At 65.4% G+C, this 18,757-nt stretch carries 12 protein-coding genes; 6 read left to right on the top strand and 6 right to left on the bottom strand.

The genetic code is table 11. The features are described 5' to 3' along the window. Nucleotides 1–45: 45 nt before the first annotated feature. The 3 genes from ACFM35_RS11230 to ACFM35_RS11220 form a co-directional block, all read right to left on the bottom strand. Entirely contained in the window at nt 46–492 is a 447-nt protein-coding gene (locus ACFM35_RS11230) for an FAD synthase family protein (protein WP_378842019.1), read from the bottom strand. 127 nt (nt 493–619) lie between these two features. Next, nucleotides 620–1,522, bottom strand: a complete 903-nt coding sequence (locus tag ACFM35_RS11225; protein ID WP_378842017.1) for a glycosyltransferase family 2 protein — start codon at nt 1,520–1,522, stop codon at nt 620–622. After that, entirely contained in the window at nt 1,515–2,480 is a 966-nt protein-coding gene (locus tag ACFM35_RS11220) for a glycosyltransferase family protein (RefSeq protein WP_378842015.1), read from the bottom strand. Before ACFM35_RS11220 ends, ACFM35_RS11225 begins: the two co-directional genes overlap by 8 nt. A gap of 169 nt (nt 2,481–2,649) precedes the next feature. Between ACFM35_RS11220 and ACFM35_RS11215 the strand changes: the two genes are divergently transcribed. Next, nucleotides 2,650–3,561, top strand: coding sequence for a glycosyltransferase family 2 protein (locus ACFM35_RS11215; RefSeq protein WP_378842013.1), 912 nt, complete (start codon nt 2,650–2,652; stop codon nt 3,559–3,561). Nucleotides 3,562–3,571: 10 nt separating this feature from the next. On the opposite strand, the gene ACFM35_RS11210 is transcribed toward ACFM35_RS11215, so the two are convergent. Next, complete coding sequence (locus ACFM35_RS11210) at nt 3,572–4,582, bottom strand: glycosyltransferase family 4 protein (protein ID WP_378842011.1); 1,011 nt, start codon at nt 4,580–4,582, stop codon at nt 3,572–3,574. Nucleotides 4,583–4,671: 89 nt separating this feature from the next. Between ACFM35_RS11210 and ACFM35_RS11205 the strand changes: the two genes are divergently transcribed. Together ACFM35_RS11205 and ACFM35_RS11200 are read left to right on the top strand one after the other, a co-directional pair. Continuing rightward, entirely contained in the window at nt 4,672–5,769 is a 1,098-nt protein-coding gene (locus ACFM35_RS11205) for a glycosyltransferase family 4 protein (protein ID WP_378842009.1), read from the top strand. Further along, nucleotides 5,762–6,508 carry a CDP-alcohol phosphatidyltransferase family protein gene (locus ACFM35_RS11200; protein WP_378842007.1) on the top strand — a complete coding sequence of 249 codons (747 nt, stop codon included), beginning with the start codon at nt 5,762–5,764 and terminating at the stop codon, nt 6,506–6,508. Before ACFM35_RS11205 ends, ACFM35_RS11200 begins: the two co-directional genes overlap by 8 nt. On the opposite strand, the gene ACFM35_RS11195 is transcribed toward ACFM35_RS11200, so the two are convergent. Both ACFM35_RS11195 and ACFM35_RS11190 read right to left on the bottom strand, forming a co-directional pair. Beyond that, nucleotides 6,492–7,595 carry a glycosyltransferase gene (locus ACFM35_RS11195; RefSeq protein WP_378843004.1) on the bottom strand — a complete coding sequence of 368 codons (1,104 nt, stop codon included), beginning with the start codon at nt 7,593–7,595 and terminating at the stop codon, nt 6,492–6,494. The genes ACFM35_RS11200 and ACFM35_RS11195 overlap by 17 nt on opposite strands. Before the next feature lie 207 nt (nt 7,596–7,802). After that, complete coding sequence (locus tag ACFM35_RS11190) at nt 7,803–8,072, bottom strand: hypothetical protein (protein ID WP_378842005.1); 270 nt, start codon at nt 8,070–8,072, stop codon at nt 7,803–7,805. Between the two features lie 82 nt (nt 8,073–8,154). Between ACFM35_RS11190 and ACFM35_RS11185 the strand changes: the two genes are divergently transcribed. The 3 genes from ACFM35_RS11185 to ACFM35_RS11175 form a co-directional block, all read left to right on the top strand. Beyond that, nucleotides 8,155–8,490 carry a hypothetical protein gene (locus ACFM35_RS11185; RefSeq protein WP_378842003.1) on the top strand — a complete coding sequence of 112 codons (336 nt, stop codon included), beginning with the start codon at nt 8,155–8,157 and terminating at the stop codon, nt 8,488–8,490. 164 nt (nt 8,491–8,654) lie between these two features. Further along, complete coding sequence (locus tag ACFM35_RS11180; RefSeq protein ID WP_378842001.1) at nt 8,655–14,318, top strand: PKD domain-containing protein; 5,664 nt, start codon at nt 8,655–8,657, stop codon at nt 14,316–14,318. 281 nt (nt 14,319–14,599) lie between these two features. After that, the coding region (locus ACFM35_RS11175) for a PKD domain-containing protein (protein WP_378841999.1) at nt 14,600–18,757 on the top strand (4,158 nt) is incomplete at its 3' end.

The raw sequence follows: 18,757 nt of genomic DNA, 5'->3' as shown, positions 1-18,757 counted from the left end.
GGGGGTATCTCGCCGACGTAGGGACGTTCAGAGGGCACGCTGGAGTCAGGCGCGCAGCTCAGTGCCGATCGGGCGGCTCAAGATGTCGATGGCGGTCCGCAGCTGGGTGCTCGACGTGTGCGCGGTGTAGGGGAAGTAGACGACTTCCACACCGACCTCGGCGAACTCGCGCTCGAGCCGCAGACCCTTCTCGGTGCCGCGCCAGTCGTCACCCTTGAAGAAGTGCGTGAAATGCACATCTCGCCAGGCGTCCATCTTGTCGGGCACAGTCTCGATGTGCACCGCGTCGACGTAGGAGATGTGCCGGACGATCTCCGCGCGTTCATGCGTCGGGATCATGGCTTGAACGCCCTTGACCTCACGGAGCATCTCGTCGCTCACCACTCCCGCGATGAGCACGTCACAGTTCTCTTTGGCGTGACGAAGAATATTGAGGTGCCCGACGTGAAAAAGGTCGAAAGCACCAGCGGCATAGCCAACGCGAAGCGTCATGAATTGATCCCCCAGAGATCAGTAGCGAACTCCCCAGCTCGCTTCCCAGACCATCAGTGTAGCGCGAATACGTGTTACACCGATGTGACGTCTTGACGCCGCCTCTTCGCGCGCGGAATCTTGCCGCTCAGCGACGGTGAGCGTATTCGGCGTAGTCCGCTCCGAACGCCGCCATCACCATGCCCGCACCACGTGCTGCGGCACGAGCGCCGCGCGCCTCATGCTTGTCGGAGCGGGACAGCGAACCCCACAGCCACCGACCTGATCCGGCGGCGAGGCGCGCTGCACCCCGAGCGATCCAACGCGCACGGCGTGCTAGCCCGTGTCGATCGACGAGATCGGCCCGGACAGTGCTGATGCCGACGCGGTAGGCGCGGCGCAGAACCCAGGAGCGGTTGAGCCGATCAGCGGCGACGTCGTCGTAGACCAGAGCCGCTGGACAGGAGACGATCGTGCCCCCCGCGGCGACGATCTGCGTCGTGAAGAGGATGTCCTCTCCGCCACTCATCCCGAAGGCGGGGTCGAAGCGCAAACCTTTCGACCTCGTGAACGAGAGGTCCAGCAAGAGGTTGTTCGTCGGCGCGAACGGCTGAGTAGCGCCGTCCGCGAAGGCCACTCTGCTGAAGAAGCCACCGGCGCGAATCCAAGGATCGGAGAAGCCTTCCGGAAATCGAGACTCGACTCGTCCCGACACAGCCGACGCCCGGCTGCTCTCCCACCGATCGACCAATGCCCTGAGCCACCCGGCCGCGGGCAATTCGTCGTCGTCGATGAAGACGAGGGCGTCGTCGTTCCGGCTCTCATCCAGGGCGCGGTTGCGCACAGCGGCAAGCCCTGCCGACGGCTCGCAGACGTAGTCGACCGAGTGTCGTTCGCAGACCTCGGCCGCGGATCCCGCGGGGTCGTTGTCGATCACGAGCACGCGGGCGGTCTGAGCAGGCGTTTGATCGCGCAACGCCGTCAGCAGCGAGTCGAGCGCCTTCGGGCGACGGAACGTGGGGACCGCGACGACGATGCGGGGTTCAGCCACGGCCACGTCGATCGATCGGCGTCGCACGGTGCGCCAGCGCTCGCCGGTACACGTCGGCGTGGAGCCGTCCGACGGGACTCCACTCGCGTCGCGATAGATCCGGCGAGCCGGTCAGGGTGCGCGTGGCGTCTAACGCCGCCCTGAGCCTTTCGGATGTGAGTTCGCCGTCGTACAGGTGCACCCAGCCGGTGCCCACCTCAGCGCCGAGCGCCTCGTTGACGTCGTTCCGCGGAAGGAGCACCGGTCGGTCCAGCGACAGCGACGCCAGAGCACCACCGGAGTTGTGCATGAATCGGTACGGAAGCACCATCATCTGAGATGAGGTTGCGATCTCCACGAGCTCTGGGTCCTCGAGGAAGCGGAGTGTCGTCGAGATCCGAGGAACCCGAGCGGACGCTGCGGTGACGACGTCGGCCAGTTCTTGGCTGCTGGGACGCCCCCCGACACGCAGGCTGAGCGTGTCGTCCTGGTGAAGTGCATCCTCGTAGACCGCGAGCAGGGTTTCGATGCCCTTGTAGCGGCGAATCAGGCCGAAGTACCCGATCTGGCCGGCGACGCGATCCGCATGCTCATACGGAGCGAACCAGTCGCGGTAGTGCCCGTGCGGAATGAGGGAGGTCGCCGTAGGGTCTGTCGTCGGCGTCGAGTCGTTCAGCACGATGCGGTGATCGGTGCGGTCTTCGATGAACACCAGGATGCGACGGGTCGAGCGGTCGACATCCTGGGGCAATTCGATGTTGTGAACGGTCCTCACGATCGCCCCGCCGGTGAGGCGGTGCTTCACGAGCAGGGCGCGCATCAGAACGCGTTTACCCCATCGCTTCCACCGTGCGTTCCCCTCGAGCATGACTTCCGGCCAGTGCAGGTGCAGCACGTCGACGCGGGTCAGGAGGGCAGTGCGCCAGGAGAAGGGCAGGTGCTCGATGCTCGGCTCCGCGGCGAGCGACTGATCGAGCATCGTGATGTACGGATTCGTTGTGGGCCGTGGCGGCCTGAACGATTGCATGACGCGTGGTCGGCGCTTCGGCATCGCGTCTCCGGTTCCGCGGCTCCCCTGGCCACGCTCCCAGAGTAGCGAACGGGGAGGCTGCTGATTGCCTAGGGTGGAGCGAGGGAAGGAGGCGCGGGTGGAATTCTCGGGGACTGCTGCGCTCATCGTCGTGTCATACGGCTCGGCAGGTCTTGTCGAGGCCAACGTCAGTCAACTCGCCACGGAGTGGCCGGAGTTGCAGATCCTCGTCGTCGACTGTTTCTCGAGTGTGGAAGAGCGCGAGCGGGTGCGAGATGCCTGCGGACGCCGCGGGTGGACGGCCATCCTGCTGGATGACAACGCCGGGTTCGGTGGGGGTGTCAACCGCGGAGCCGCCGTCGCACGGGACCGAGGTGCATCGGTCCTCCTGGTCCTGAATCCTGATGCGATCCTCCCCGCCCCCGATGCGCGGGCGCTCGTGGCTGCTGCCGCCGCTCAGCCGATGGGACTGATCGCTCCGCTGATCCGCCGCCCCGACGGTTCGCTGTGGACTGAGGGCACTGATCTCTACCTCGACAACGGCACGATGGCTGGTGTGCGACACCGTCATCGGCATGTGGGGCGCCCCCGGATGATGTGGGTGTCGGGCGCATGCTTCGCCGTGTCCGGCTCGCTCTGGGATCGGGTGGGTGGATTCGACGACGAGTACTTCCTGTACTGGGAGGACGTAGACCTCTCCCGCAAGGTGCTGGAGGTGGGAGGCCAGGTCTCGGTCCTGTCGGAAGCTGTCGCCGTGCATGACGAAGGCGGTACCCACGACGACCGGGCGGCCGGTCGGGCGAAGTCGGAGACGTTCTACTACTACAACATCCGCAACCGGTTGTTGTTCGCCAGAATGCGCCTCGGCGCAGACGACGTCCGTCGGTGGCGTCGCTCGGCGCTCGCCGTCTCGTGGGGGATCCTCCTCCAGGGGGGGAGGAGGCAGCTTCTGACCTCCGCCGCACCGTGGCGCGCACTGCGTAAGGGGCTCAGGGACGGCCGCCGTGGCGAGACCGGACCGGCCCGGTGACGAATAGTGTTCAGGAGAAGCGCTGCACGATGTCGTAGATGGCTGCCGTCATCTGCTCGGAGGTGAATCGCGTCTCCACCGTGCGGCGGGCGAATCGCCCCATCTCCCTCGCCCGCTCCGGGTCCTCGAGGAGCTCGAGGACGTGGGCGGCGAGCGCGTCCGGGTCACCGGGTTCGCTCAGCAGGCCTGTGTCGCCGTGGGCCACGTAATCGTCCATTCCCGGTGTGCGTGTCGCCACGACCGGACGCCCGGTCGCCATCGATTCCAGTGAAACAGTCATGCCTGACACATGCAGATTCGGACGTGTGGCAATGGCCACGACGCTCGCCGAGGCGTACAGATCTCGTAACTCCAGATGCGGTATGTGACGTACTTTCCGAACGCCTGCGGGCGGCTGGATTTCGGAGGTCGTCTGGACGAGGAGCTCCACATCGGGTCGCCGACGCTGGATCAGAGACATCGCCCGGAAAAGGGTATCGGTGTCCCGATCCCGATCACCCCCGACGCTGACGACACGAGGTCGCGCGGGATAGGGCTGCTCCGTGAAAAACCGATGATCGATACCGAATCGAACGTATTCAGCCGGAACCCCCTGGGCGAGCAATCCGAGGGGTTGAACTTGCGCCTCGCTCAAGACCCAGAGAGCGCGGCACTTTTCGAGCATCCGGGGGAGTCGGCCGAGATCGCGACCGCGGGCCGCGGCATCCGTCAGCCAGATGACTCCGCTGACGTGGGGGTCGTGCGGCTTCGCGATCGCCATGCGCAGGGCGGCGTTCTCATCCCACGTGATACCGATGGCGCCGCGTTCGACGCGCGGACCGAGCCCCGCGCGGGATCGGAGCCGATCCACGCGCGCGGGCGCGGGGAGATCGATGGCCCGGGTGTGGGCGAACGCTTGAAGGCCGTCCAACCCGTAGGGCCACACGCCGGGCACCTCTCCCAGGGCGTGGCGACGCTCCCACTCCGCGATCGACCTCTCCGCGGGGACGCCGACGTCGAGCTGAACAGCCTTCGCGACCACGATGATCCCCCCGATCGGTGCGTTGCGAGCTTACCGGCGGCGGTCTGTCAGGATGGAACTCCTGGCGCCGGAAGGGAAGTGGTCCGCTCATGCGACTTGTCTCACGGCGCGCGCGGTTATATGAGTCGATCCGCACCGCGCACCTGGAGCGGGCGCGCGAGCTCGTCCCCGCCGCCATCGTCTATCGGGTGCGACGGTACGACTTCGACGAGTCGCTCGCAGCCGGACTCGAGCTCGTCCAGGCGAACCCCCTCGCGGCGGCACTCCTGCTCCGGCGAGCGCGCTTGGACGCCCTCGAGATCAATGAGCCCCTGATGGCGTCCAGCCTGCCGGCATCGGCGCTCGCGGTCTTCGCGGTGCGATTCGCCCGCAGACGTCGCCCGCGCATCGTGACCTATGTGATCGGCAATGCCAGTCCGTTCTCCGCGCCTTCCCCGTCTCTGAAACGCCGGGCGCGGTGGGCGGTCGAGCGGATGCTCGCGAGCTACGTCTGGAAGCGCACGGATGCTGTCGCCTACGGCACGCCGGGTGCCCGTGATGTGTACCGCGATGCGCTTCCCCCCAGACCGGGGGTGCGCGAGACGCTCATCCCGGCCCTGCCCGCACGGTCGGCACCCCCCAAGACGGATCGGGCGCTGCGAGTCGTATTCCTAGGAGCGTTCGTGGCCCGGAAGGGTCTTCCGCTTCTGATCGACGCATGGCCGGAGGTTCTCCGCGCGCGACCAGAAGCGACTTTGGCGCTTCTGGGAAAGGGTGTGCTCCTCGATGACGCCCGGCGATTCGCGCATGCTCACGACTCCGTGGACCTCGTCGAGGATCCGCCACGAGGGGTGATCAGGGAGACCCTCGCGCGGTCGCTCGTGCTTGTGCTTCCCTCGCAGGCTTCACCAACGTGGCGCGAGCAGGTCGGGCTCCCGATCGTCGAAGGCCTAGAGCAGGGTTGCGCCATTGTCACCACCACCGAAACCGGTCTCGCTCCGTGGCTCGCAGATCACGGGCACGGGGTCGTGCCGGTAGCCTCCGATGCCTCGGCTCTGGCGCAGGCTATTATCAATCAGCTCGACGCCGGTGATCGGTCAGAGCTGATTCTGGCGTCGCTGCCTTCTCAGGACGGACGCCTCGCGGCGGACGCCTGGATGTTCGGCGACATCGCGAGCGCTTCGGGGATGGGCGGGTCTGATGGCTGAGAGTTGGGGCGACGCGCTGCGACGACTGGGAGCGGCGCAGAAGGGGCATGCCCGGGGGGCGCCGGCGTATTCGGTGTACGTCAACCGGAAGATCGGCCGCGTCCTGGCCGCAACTGCCTATGTCTGGGGCATGACGCCAAACGGTGTCACGGCCGTGAGCGCACTCTTCACGTTCGCCGGTATCGCGTTGATTGCAACCATTCCGATGACGCCGTTGCTCGGGGTCGCCGTAGCCCTTCTTCTCGCTCTGGGCTACGCATGGGACTCGGCGGACGGCCAGCTCGCTCGTCTTCGCGGCGGCGGGAGCGTTTCCGGAGAATGGCTGGACCATTTCGTCGACGCCTTCAAGATCGCCTCTCTTCACCTCGCCGTACTGATCGGACTCTTCCGATTCACTGATTTGGAACCCGGCTGGCTGCTCGTACCCATCGCCTTCAGCGTCGTCGCGACAGTGACATTCTTCGGGATGCTCTTGAATGACCTCCTCAAAGGCGCGCGAGGGGTCGCATCGACCCACTCGCGCGGGGGCGGAAGCGCGCTGCGTTCGCTCGTCCTGCTACCCACCGATTACGGTCTGCTCTGCCTCGTCTTCGTCCTGTGGGGATTCCCCGTGATCTTCCTCGCCGTCTACGGTCTCGTGGGCGTTGCCTGCGCTGCATTCCTCGCGCTCGCGGCCGTGAAATGGTTTCGTGAGATGCGAGACGTCGACGCGCAGGCTCAGGTCACTTCGAGTTCGTGACTGCGGCCATCTGGGACGCGATCTCGAGGCGGTAGCGCCGCGGTGAGAAGCGTTCAGCGGCTTGCGTCCGATTCCTGTCGAGGCGAGGGGCGAGTTCGGCCCACCGCGACACAGCGTCCTGGATCGTGCGGGCGATGGCCGACGCATCGTCGGGGACGAAGCGTAGAGCCGTGTCGCAGTCGGCCGTGGCTTCGCGCAATCCGCTCGTATCACTTACCAGGACGACTCGGCCAGCGATCACACCCTCGACCGCGGTGTTCCCGAACGGCTCGTCGAACCGGGACGGAACAACGAGCGCGTCCGCGGCCTCCACCGTCGACCAGATGTCCGGTCGGAAGCCGAGCATCCGCACACGCTCGTTCAGACCAAGGGCGTTGATGCGATCGCGGAGCTGTTCGTCGAACCACTCGTACCCGGGAAACACATTTCCGACGATGTCGAGATGCACTTCAGGAATGTCTCCGGGAAGCTCGGCGAGCGCCTCCACAATCAGGTCGGGTCCCTTCCGCGGGGAGAGCCGCCCTACGTAGACGAGTCGAACGTTCTCCGTGAGGGTGGTGCGAGCGGGTGCGACCGACTCTGGCCCCGCCACACCGTTGTAGATGACAACAGCCCGATCTGCAACGGAACGGAACGCCTGCCGAAGCACACCACGGCTGAAGTCGCTGTTGACGATGACTATGTCGGCAAGAAGTACGGGAGCGTACATCCCCATCTTCACAAGTCGCGAAGCGCCCTGTTCCCCCTCGTGAAGATGCACGAGGCATCGGAGGCGGTGCAGCTTGGCACTGACCGACCAGAGCGGCAGGGTGACCGTGCTGACATAGACGGCGTCCGGGCGATCCGAGCGGAGCACGCGGTGGGCCGCCCCCAATCCGCGAACGGTTCCGATGACGAGTGCGCCCCAATTCCGCGGTTTGAGCAGGCTCTTCCGCAGAACAAGCGTGGGGACGATCTCAACATCCGCACCCGCACGCCGCAGCTCGTCGACCAATGGTCCGCTCTGCGGCAGCACCACCGTCACCCGAGCGCCGGATTCGACCATGCCGATCACGCTTTCGAGCATCACCCGGTCCGACCCGTACATCTCGGCGCCCGGGTGAGCGACGAGATAATGACGCTCGGACGTCGACGATCGATGCATTGCCCACCCCCCCCGTGTCGCACCTGCCGCTGTCATCGTAGCCGAGCACCACGGCAGGCCCTTTCCCGTCTTCCGGCGAAATCACAGCGCGCAGCCGGGTGCGAGGGGATAAGCTCTCACTTCGGCGCGCAGCCCGGGGGCGGTATCGCGTCAAGGGGGCATCATGAGCGAGCTGAACGAACCGGCGGCATCGGATGAGCGAGCGTCGACCACGGCGCGCCGGCGCTGGTGGATCATCGCCGGAGCCGTGGCAGTCGTCGCAGTGGTCGCCATCGTGATCGCCGTCGCCGTCAGCACCAGGCCCTCATCGTCCGCCTCGACACCGACGTCGACGTCAGTGTCGGCGTCCCCTGGCGGGAGCAGCGATCCCTCGAGCAGCGCCGGGCCGGCCGAGACGAGTGACTCGACCTCTGGAACCACTACCGCGCCGACCGATCAGCTGCCCGAACTCGCTCCTGTCGCTCCGACCGAGACGGTCAGCAGCGAGGGGATCGAAGTCGCATTGACGAACTTCGAAAGTGTCACGGGCGAGGTGGTCGTACCGGGAGAGGTTGCCGGTGCTGCGGTGCGCGTGACGGTGTCGATCACCAACCAGACGGACGATCCGCTCAACCTCGATCTGATCGTCATGAACGCTTTCACTGGCCCAGAACGGACGCCGGTGGAGACTTATCAGCAGCCAGGGGGCCAGCCGGTGAGCGGGAGCCTCGATGCGGGCGGCACCGCAACCGGCGTTTATCTGTTCCGCATCCCGGAAGATCAGCGTGGTGACGTCACCTTCATCGTCGACTTCAACCCCGGCAAGAGCGCGATCGTCTTCCAGGGTCAAGTGCCGTGACGCGCGTTTGAGGCACATCGGCTCCGGGAGACCGTAACCCTGAGAATTTCCTGTACGCGGTTGGTCGGTGCCGACCCGACCCGTATTGTTCAGCTATTGGGGATCGGCGCACGTCGTGCGCGAAATCGTGGTGCTCGCGGGGGCGAGCTGACTGGGGAGTCATTGTGGTATCTGGGGAACGTCGTACGTCCGGCAGCATCGACGCTGCCTCTTTCCGTCGGCGTCTGCTGAGAGCATTCGTCGCATCCACCGCGGCACTGGGCCTGGTCGCCGGGGGTCTCGCGTTCGCAGCGGCACCCGCGACTGCTGACACGAATCCGCCGGCAGGGCTGCCGGAGACGGTCACCAGTGATCCGCTCCCCACCGCGCAGATCAATGGTGTGGTGTGGTCGCAGGCGATCGCCGGCAACACGGTCTACGTCGGCGGCGAGTTCACCAATGCGCGGCCCGCCGGAGCCGCTGCCGGCGTGAACACGTCGCCTCGGCAGAACCTGATGGCGTACAGCCTCAGCACAGGCGTGATGACGTCGTGGAACCCCGGCGCCAACGGTGCGATCAAGACCGTGGTGGCATCCGCCGACGGTTCTCGAATCTACGTCGGCGGTTCGTTCACCACTATTGCCGGTCAGCCTCGCAACCGCATCGCCGCCTTCAACGCCGCAACCGGCGCGCTCCTGGCGTGGAACCCCGGGGCCAACTCCTCGGTCACGGATGTCGCCGCCTTCGGCAACACGGTGTGGATCGCCGGCAACTTCAGCAGCATCGCCGGTGGTGCGCGCACGCGAATCGCGGCCGTCAACGCGACAACAGGTGCCCTACTGCCCTTCACTGCGGCAGTCAGCGGCGGTTACGGCATCAAGGCCGTCGTCGTGAACCCCACCGGCAGCAAGATCGTGATCGCCGGCTCGTTCACGAGTACCAACGGCTCAACCAATCCCGGGCGAGGCATGGCCGCGCTGAACGCCGTGTCCGGAACGTCCGAGACGTGGCTGGTCAACAGCCTGATCCGCAATGGCGGCGAGAACGCCGCAATCAACTCGCTCACGTCCGACGGTGACAGCGTCTACGGCGTCGGCTACGACTATTACGGTACGGACGAGGACGGCTTCGAGGGCACCTTCCGCGCCAACTGGTCGGACGGATCCATGGTCTGGATGGAGGACTGTCACGGCGACAATTACTCGGTTGCCGTCAGCGCAGGAGTGGTCTACACCGCGTCACACGATCACTACTGTGGAAACGTCGGCGGCTTCCCGCAGACGTCCCCGAAGTGGACGTTCCATCACAGCCTCGCCTTCGCGAAGGACTACAAGGGCGCTGTGGTCGGCAACGACCCGCTGGGCTACCGTTCCTTCGGCGGCCAGCCGTCGGGGACGCTTCTGCACTGGTACCCGGACTGGCAGGTCGGCACTTACACCGGCAAGAGCCAGGCAACGTGGGACATCACCACGACAGACGATTACGTGGCGTACGGTGGCGAATTCCTTGCCGTCAACGGTGTCTCGCAGCAGGGTCTGGTGCGGTTCGCGAAGAAGGCCACTGTTCCCGACGCATCCGGCCCTCAAGACAGCGGCGCAGCCTTCCCGGTGAACGGATTGTCGATCCGCGCCGGTGAGGTGCGACTCTCGTGGAGCGCGAATCGAGATCGCGACAATGCCACGCTCACGTACGAGCTGTATCGCCAGGACAAGGGATCGACGCCGATCTACACGACCACGGCCGACTCGAACTTCTGGAACATGCCTTCCTTGAAGTTCACGGACAAGACCGTCAGCGCCGGACAGACATACCAGTACCGCGTGCGGGCGATCGACCCGAACGGCAACCAGGCCACGGGCGCATGGTCGAGCGTGACCGCGACATCGACACCGGCATCCAGTTACAGCATCGGCGTTCTGGATGACGGAGCCGAGCACTACTGGCCGCTGGGTGAGAACAGCGGCACCTCCGCGATCGATTGGGCCGACGGCAACGATCTGGTGGTGAACTCCGCCACACGTGGCGTCGCCGGCCAGAACCAGGCAACGGCCAGTAAGGCGACGCAGTTCGGGGGTTCTGACTCGTCGTTCGCCGCAAGCAGCACGGCTGAGCCGGCCAAGAACACCCTGTCGATCGAGGCGTGGGTCAAGACCACCAGCACGGCGGGCGGCAAGATCGTAGGTTTCGGCAACGCCACCACCGGCAACTCCGGCAGCTACGACCGTCACGTCTATATGGACGGCTCCGGGCGGATCACTTTCGGTGTCTATCCGAACGACGTACGGGCGATCACCTCCGCCACCGGGTACAACGACGGAGCGTGGCACTACGTCTCGGCGACCCTCGGCGCGGATGGAATGAAGCTGTACATCGATGGCAAGCTCGTGGCGAATCGAGGCGATACGACGTCGGGCCAGGATTACAACGGCGTTTGGCGAATCGGTGGTGACAACATCGGTGGATGGCCCAACGCGGGCAGCAGTAATTACATCGTCGGCGCCATCTCGGACGTCGCAATCTACGACGACGTTCTGACCCGCACGCAGATCAACCAGCACTGGGTCAACTCGGGACGGACGTCCACCGTCAACCCCGCCCCCACGGACGCTTACGGACAAGCGGTGTACAACCTCGCGCCGACACTCTTCTGGCGCCTGGACGAGACGGCCGGTAGTACCGCGGCCGATTCGGGGATGGATTCCAACACCGGGATGTACGTCGGCAATGTTCAGAAGGGGACGGCGGGCGCGGTGAGCTCGTCGCCGTCCGGCGTCTCGCTTTGGCCGAACAACGGCGACCAGACAGGCATCGTCAGCAACGCCGCCTTCAACAATCCGACGTCATTCGCCCTTGAGTCCTGGTTCAAGACCGACTCGACCAGCGGTGGCAAGATCATAGGTTTCGGTGAGGCGCAGACGGGCACGAGCAACAATTACGATCGGCACCTCTATATGTCGGGTGACGGCCGCGTGAAGTTCGGCGTGTGGACCGGCTCGACACAGATCGTCGAGACCGATCCCGGATTCAACGACAACAAGTGGCACCACGTCGTCGCTCAGTTGTCGTCATCGGGGATGCAGCTCTACGTCGACGGCGCACTCAAAGCGACGAGCGCGAACACGTCTGCTCAGTCGTACAGTGGCTACTGGCGAGTCGGCGGCGACAACGGATGGGAAGGCGACACCTACTGGCGGGGATCCGTCGACGAGGTCGCCATCTACCCGGCGGCCTTGACGACAGCCCAGGTGGACGAGCACTATCAGCTCGGCACGGCGGGATTCGTCAACCAGGCGCCGACTGTCGCGTTCTCTGCGATCGCCACCGACCTGAGCGTCGCATTCGACGGATCCACGACGTCTGACAGTGATGGAAGCGTCGCCTCGTACGCCTGGACGTTCGGAGACGGTCAGGCCGGCACAGGCGTCTCGCCGACGCACGTCTACGCGACGGCGGGGACCTACGCGGTGACGCTGACGGCGACCGACAACCTCGGCGCCAGCGCGTCGCTCGAGCAAGAGGTGGTCGTGGTCGCAGCCAACCAGCTGCCGACTGCCGCGTTCACCCCCGCGGTTTCCAACCTCTCGCTGACAGCGGACGGCTCTGCGAGCACCGACCCTGATGGAACGATCTCGAACTACTCCTGGGCCTACGGCGACGGCGCAGTGAGCGCCGGAGTGAATGCTGCACACACCTACGCGGCGGCCGGTGACTACGACGTGACGCTCACCGTGACCGACAACCGAGGAGGCTCGGCCTCGACGACCCAGAGAGTCACGGTTTCCGCGGCTCCGAATGCGGCTCCGGTGGCGGCCTTCACGTCGACCACAGCAGGGCTGAAAGTCACGGTCAACGGTTCGTCGAGCACGGATTCCGACGGTTCTATCGCGTCATACTCGTGGATTTTCCAGGGTGGTGGTACGGCGACGGGTGCGACGGCGTCGTACACGTTCCCGGCAGCGGGCACGTATAACGTGACTCTCACGGTGACCGATGACAAGGGAGCCACCAACGCGGTCACCCGCGGCATAGCAGTGACGGCGCCGGTGAATGCTGCTCCGGTGGCGGCGTTCACGTCGACGCCGTCGGGTTTGACGGTGTCGGTGGACGGTTCGTCGAGTACGGATTCGGATGGTTCGGTGGCGTCGTATGCGTGGGCGTTCCAGGGTGGTGGTACGGCGACGGGTGCGACGGCGTCGTACACGTTCCCGGCAGCGGGCACGTACAACGTGACGTTGACGGTGACGGACGACAAGGGTGCGACCAACGCGAAGACCCAAGCCGTCACCGTCACCGCCGCAGCGACCAACGTTCTGGCCAAAGACACCTTTGCGCGTTCCGTGACTTCCGGGTGGGGCACGGCAGACAAGGGCGGCGCATGGACACTCTCCAGCTCCGCTGCCCGCTTCGCCGTCTCCGGTGGTGTCGGATCGATCACACTGCTGAATTCGACGACGCTGGCGGCGGACCTCAAATCCGTGTCCAGCTCGAATACACGGACCTCGGCGACGTTCTCCGTCGACAAGATCGCGGCCGCGCAGTACATCGCGTTGGTCGGCCGGCAGATCGGTGCAGATCAGTACATCCTCCGGGCTCGGGTCGGTGCCGACGGCGCCGTCACGCTGTTCACTCTCCGCAACGGCGTTGCCGTGGGAGCGTCTTACCCGGTTCCCGGCCTCGTCCTGATCCCCGGTCAGAGATACACCATGGCCTTCGAAGTGAAGGGCACGTCTCCGACATCCCTGTCCGCCAAAATCTGGAAGTCCACGGATTCCGAGCCTGTCGCATGGCAGACGACACGCACGGACTCCACGTCAGCTCTCCAGGCGGCGGGATCGGTAGGCGTCTTCACTTACGTGCCGACATCCGCGAACTCCTACCCGGTGAAGGTGTCGTTCAGTGACATCACCGTCACAGACCCGACTGTCACCGGACAGCCTGCTCCGAATGCTGCTCCGGTGGCGGCGTTCACGTCGACGCCGTCGGGTTTGACGGTGTCGGTGGACGGTTCGTCGAGTACGGATTCGGATGGTTCGGTGGCGTCGTATGCGTGGGCGTTCCAGGGTGGTGGTACGGCGACGGGTGCGACGGCGTCGTACACGTTCCCGGCAGCGGGCACGTACAACGTGACGTTGACGGTGACGGACGACAAGGGTGCGACCAACGCGAAGACCCAAGCCGTCACCGTCACTGCCGCCCCGCCGGCCGGCGCACGCACTCTTGCCGCCGACACGTTCGGGAGGACTACGGCGGGCGGGTGGGGGACCGCAGATCAAGGCGGGGCATGGACCGTGGTGGGCACTCCCTCGCGCTTCGCCGTCGCAGGTGGGGTCGGTACTGTCTCGGTGTCGACCGGCCAGGCTCAGAACATCAACCTTGCCGGGGTGTCCAGCGCGAACACCCGCGTGACGGCGCAGTTCTCTGTGGACAAACTCGTCGAGGGCCAGTACATCTCGGTGGTCGGCCGGCAGGTCGGCGCCAGCCAGTACATCCTCCGAGCGCGGCCGGAGGCGGGTGGCGGAGTTCGCCTCTACGTGCTGCGCGACACCACGGCGCTCGGGGCATCTTTCCTCGTTCCCGGGATGACATTGGCTGCGGGAGAAAAGTACTCGGTGTCCTTCGAGGTCACCGGCGCGTCTCCTACCACCCTCTCGGCGAAGATCTGGAAGTCCAGCGACGCCGAGCCCGCAACGTGGCAGCTCACGCGCGTTGACTCGGCTGCTGCCGCATCAACGCTTCAGGCCTCCGGTTCGGTGGGACTCTTCACGTGGCTTCCGTCCTCAGCGGCCGCTTCCAATCCGGTGTTGGTCACGTTCGACAACATCAGCGTCATCGACCCCACGATCCCCTGATGTGACGATGACGTCGGCCCGGTTGCAGCGCTCTGGCGCAGCAACCGGGCCGTTTTCGTTCGCAGGTGCACCCTCAGTTTGCGTCGAAGGTATCCCTGCCCTATCATCTGAAGAGTCTGGGGAGACGTACGCATTCATGCGTATCACTGTGCTCGAGGGGTCGAGCTGACTGGGGATCAATCGTGGTTGTCACATTCAACCGTCCATTTGGGGTTCGTTCCGATTCGGAGCGGGGGGCGCGCCGTCTATGGCGCGGTGTCGTCGCTGTTGCGACGTCGGTCGTGGTCACCGTTGGCGGGCTAGCCCTCGTGGCGCCGGCGGCGCAGGCCGATACGACGCCACCCGTGGGTGTGGAGGAGACGGTCACGGCCGACCCGCTCCCCACCGCTCAGATCGACGGCGTCGTCTGGACACAGGCGATCGTCGGAAACACCGTCTTTGTCGGTGGCGAGTTCACCACGGCTCGCCCGGCCGGCGCGGCTGAGGGCGTCGACACTCAGCCGCGTGCGAACCTGATGGCGTACAACCTCACTACGGGAGAGATGACCTCCTGGAACCCCGGCGCGAACGCGATCATCAAGTCGATCGTCGCTTCGCCGGACGGTTCCCGCATCTACGTGGGTGGAAGCTTCACGACCATCGGCGGTCAGGCACGTACCCGCGTAGCGGCCTTCGATGCCGCGACCGGCGCGCTGTTGCCGTGGGCGCCGTACTCCAACGCACAGGTGTCGGCCATCGCCACGAGCGGTGATGCCGTCTACCTGGCTGGAAACTTCACAAGCCTCGGGGGTGCTGTGCGCACCCGCCTCGCGGCCGTCACGGCTTCCACCGGGGCGCTGCTGCCTCTGACCGCCTCCATTGACGGCGGATACGGCGTCACCTCGATGGTGGTCAACCCCGAGGGCAACAAGCTCGTCGTGGCCGGCTCGTTCACCAGCGTGAACGGGTCGACCAACCCTGGTCGCGGAATGGCGGCTCTGGACGCATCCACGGGCGCCTCGCTTCCGTGGGCTGTGAATTCGCTCATCCGAGACGCCGGCAACAAGGCTGCGATGACAGCGCTGACCTCGGACGGAGACAGCGTATACGGCACGGGGTACTCCTACACGGGTGCAACGGCGGAAGATGGATTCGAGGGCACCTTCCGCGCGAACTGGTCCGACGGCTCGCTCGTCTGGATGGAAGATTGCCACGGTGACAACTACTCGGTGGCGGTGAGCTCTGGCGTGGTATACACGTCGAGTCACGACCACTATTGCGGCAACATCGGCGGATTCCCGCAGACGAGCCCGAGCTGGACATTCCACCACGCGCTGGCGCTGGCGAAGGACTATCACGGAGCGGTCCTCACTCCCGACATCTACGGCTACAAGTCTTACGCAGGGCAGCCCGCACCTACGCTGTTGCACTGGTTCCCCGACTGGCAGGTCGGAACCTACACCGGCAAGGGGCAGGCGACATGGGACATCGCAGCCAATGACGACTATGTCGTGTACGGCGGTGAGTTCCTCAAAGTCAACAACAAGGGTCAGCAGGGCCTCGTGCGGTTCGCCAAAAAGGGCGTCGCCACGAACAAGTCCGGCCCTGAGCGGAGCGGAACGGCGTTCCCGATCACGGCGGCGTCATTGCGAGCCGGCGAGGTGCGTCTCTCGTGGACCTCGAACACCGATCGCGACAACGCGACGCTCACGTATCAGGTGCTGCGTCAAGACAAGGGATCGACGCCGATCTACACGACCACCGGCGACTCGAACTTCTGGACCCAGCCGCGCATGACCTACGTCGACAAGACGGCGGTACCCGGTCAGGCGTACCAGTACCGCGTGCGCGCGATCGATCCGCAGGGCAACCAGGTGACGGGCTCGTGGACCGCCGTCACCGCTGCGTCGACCAACCTTGCGTCCGACTACAGCCTCAACGTCATCGACGACGGCGCGGTGCACTACTGGCCGCTCAGCGAGACAAGTGGGACGGTGGGGACGGACTGGAGCGGAAGCAGCAACCTCGCGGTCAACAACACCACCCGCGGCGTCGCGGGCCCGAACGCCGCAACTCCGACCACGGCGACGCAGTTCCTCGGCGGATCCACATCCTTTGCCGCCACCACTGCCAGCGAGAGCGGCAGTGACACGTTGACAATCGAGGCCTGGTTCAAGACCAGCAGTACGACGGGCGGCAAGATCGTCGGCTTCGGCAACAAGACCTCGACCAGCTCGACGACCTACGACCGTCACATCTATATCGACGGGGCCGGGCGCGTCACGTTCGGCGTGTTCCCCGGCGTCGCGCGCACGATCAGCACGTCAACAGGATTCAACAACGGTCAATGGCACTACGTGGTGGGCACTCTCAGTTCAGCCGGAATGACGATGTACGTCGACGGGACCCGCGTCGGCACGCGCGCTGACACCACATCCGCGCAGACCTACACCGGGTATTGGCGAGTGGGGGGCGACACCGTGGGCAGCTGGCCCAACCCGTCGAGCACGGCGTATCTGAACGGGTCCATCTCAGATGTCGCGATCTACAACTCCGCCTTGACCCGCGCGCAGGTAGACGCCCACTGGACCTCGTCCGGGCGGACATCCGTTCTGCCTTCCGCTCCTGCGGACGCATACGGGAAGGCGATCTACAATCTCGCGCCCACTCTTTACTGGCGTCTGGGCGAGAGCGCTGGCTCGACTGCGGCGGACTCCGGACTCGATGGACAGACCGGCACTTATTTCGGCAGCGTGACGAAGGGAGCGGCCGGGGCCGTCACCGGAGTGACCAACACTGCCGCGTCGCTGGCACCGACCAAGACGGGAACGACGTGGAACCAAACCGGTGTGACGAGCGACAAGGCCTACACCAACCCGACCACTTTCGCGGTCGAGGGGTGGTTCAAGACGAACACCACCACCGGCGGAAAGCTCATCGGCTTCGGTAATGCTCGTACGGGCACGAGCTCGAGCTATGACCGTCACATCTACATGTCCGCGGACGGGAAGGTGAACTTCGGCGTCTACAACGGCAACAGGGTCGTCATCACGAGCCCGACGGCATACAACAACAACCAGTGGCACTATGTCGTCGGTCAGATGTCGTCCTCCGGGATGCAGCTCTACATCGACGGAGTGCTCGCCGGTTCCAACGCGAACACCACGGTGAATGCCTACAACGGGTACTGGCGTGTCGGCGGCGACAGCGGCTGGGACGGCGACACGTACTGGAAGGGCAGCATCGACGAGGTCGCCGTCTACGCGGCCCCGCTCAGCGCCTCTCAGGTGCTCGCTCACTTCCAGCAGGGAAGCCTGGGATTCGTCAACCAGTCGCCCACGCCGGCCTTCAGCAGCATCGTCAACGACTTGGCTGTGAGCTTCGACGGCACGCCGTCGACGGATCCTGAGGGCGCCATCGCCTCGTTCACCTGGAACTTCGGTGACGGCGCGAGCGCGACCGGAGCGACCCCTTCTCACACGTACGCGACGCCAGGAACGTACGAGGTCACCTTGAAGACCGTCGACCAGCTCGGTGCGAGTGCGAGCCTGACGCAGGAAGTCGTCGTCCTGGCACCGAACACGGCGCCCACCGCAGCATTCACGACCGCCGCCGACAAGTTGAAGCTGTCAGTCGATGGCCGCACGAGCTCCGACGCGGACGGCGCGATCGCGTCGTACTCGTGGGCGTATGGCGATGGAACGACCGGCTCCGGCTCCACCGCGGAGCACACCTACGCCGCGGCAGGGACCTACACGGTGACCCTCACGGTGACTGATGATCGCGGAGGCTCCGCCGTTTCTTCGAAGGATGTGAGCGTCACGCTGCCCGCGAACGTCCTGCCTACCGCGGCGTTCACGTCGCAGGTGACGAACATGAGCGTCGCGCTGGATGCGACGGGTAGTACAGATTCCGACGGCGCCGTCACCGGTTACGCGTGGAACTTCGGCGACGGGACGAATGGCACCGGCGCGCAGCCACTGCACTCCTTCTCGACGGCCGGAACATACACGGTCGTGCTGACCGTCACCGACGACCGAGGCGGCGTCGCGACCGTCTCGAAGAATGTCACGGTGACATTGGCGCCCAACGTGCTGCCGACTGCGGCATTCACGAAGACGGTGTCGAATCTGACGCTTTCCGTGAACGGCGCAGGCAGCGCAGACGCGGACGGGACGATCGCGTCCTATGCGTGGAACTTCGGTGATGGTGCCTCCGCGTCCGGCGCGCTGGCAACCCATGCCTACTCGGCCCCGGGCATCTATACAGTGACCCTCACTGTCACAGACAACCGCGGCGGCGTCGCAACGACGACGTCACAGGTCGATCTGTCGGTGTCGAATGTGTTGGCTCGTGATGTGTTCGATCGGACGGTTGTCAGTGGTTGGGGCACGGCGGATCAGGGTGGTGCGTGGACGATCGCGGGTACTGCTGCGCGGTTCGGTGTGACTGACGGCGCA

The sequence above is a fragment of the Microbacterium songi genome (genome assembly GCF_042747925.1).
GTDB lineage: Bacteria > Actinomycetota > Actinomycetes > Actinomycetales > Microbacteriaceae > Microbacterium.
The sequence above is the reverse complement of the archived record's forward strand: the minus strand, read 5'-3'. Positions and strand labels throughout refer to the sequence as shown.

Bases quoted from the DNA above. Each gene is read 5' to 3' on its own strand.
- ACFM35_RS11220 (WP_378842015.1), bottom strand. From the start codon at position 2,480: ATGCTCGATCAGTCGCTCGCCGCGGAGCCGAGCATCGAGCACCTGCCC.
- ACFM35_RS11195 (WP_378843004.1), bottom strand. From the start codon at position 7,595: ATGTACGGGTCGGACCGGGTGATGCTCGAAAGCGTGATCGGCATGGTC.
- ACFM35_RS11200 (WP_378842007.1), top strand. From the start codon at position 5,762: ATGGCTGAGAGTTGGGGCGACGCGCTGCGACGACTGGGAGCGGCGCAG.
- ACFM35_RS11230 (WP_378842019.1), bottom strand. From the start codon at position 492: ATGACGCTTCGCGTTGGCTATGCCGCTGGTGCTTTCGACCTTTTTCAC.
- ACFM35_RS11205 (WP_378842009.1), top strand. From the start codon at position 4,672: ATGCGACTTGTCTCACGGCGCGCGCGGTTATATGAGTCGATCCGCACC.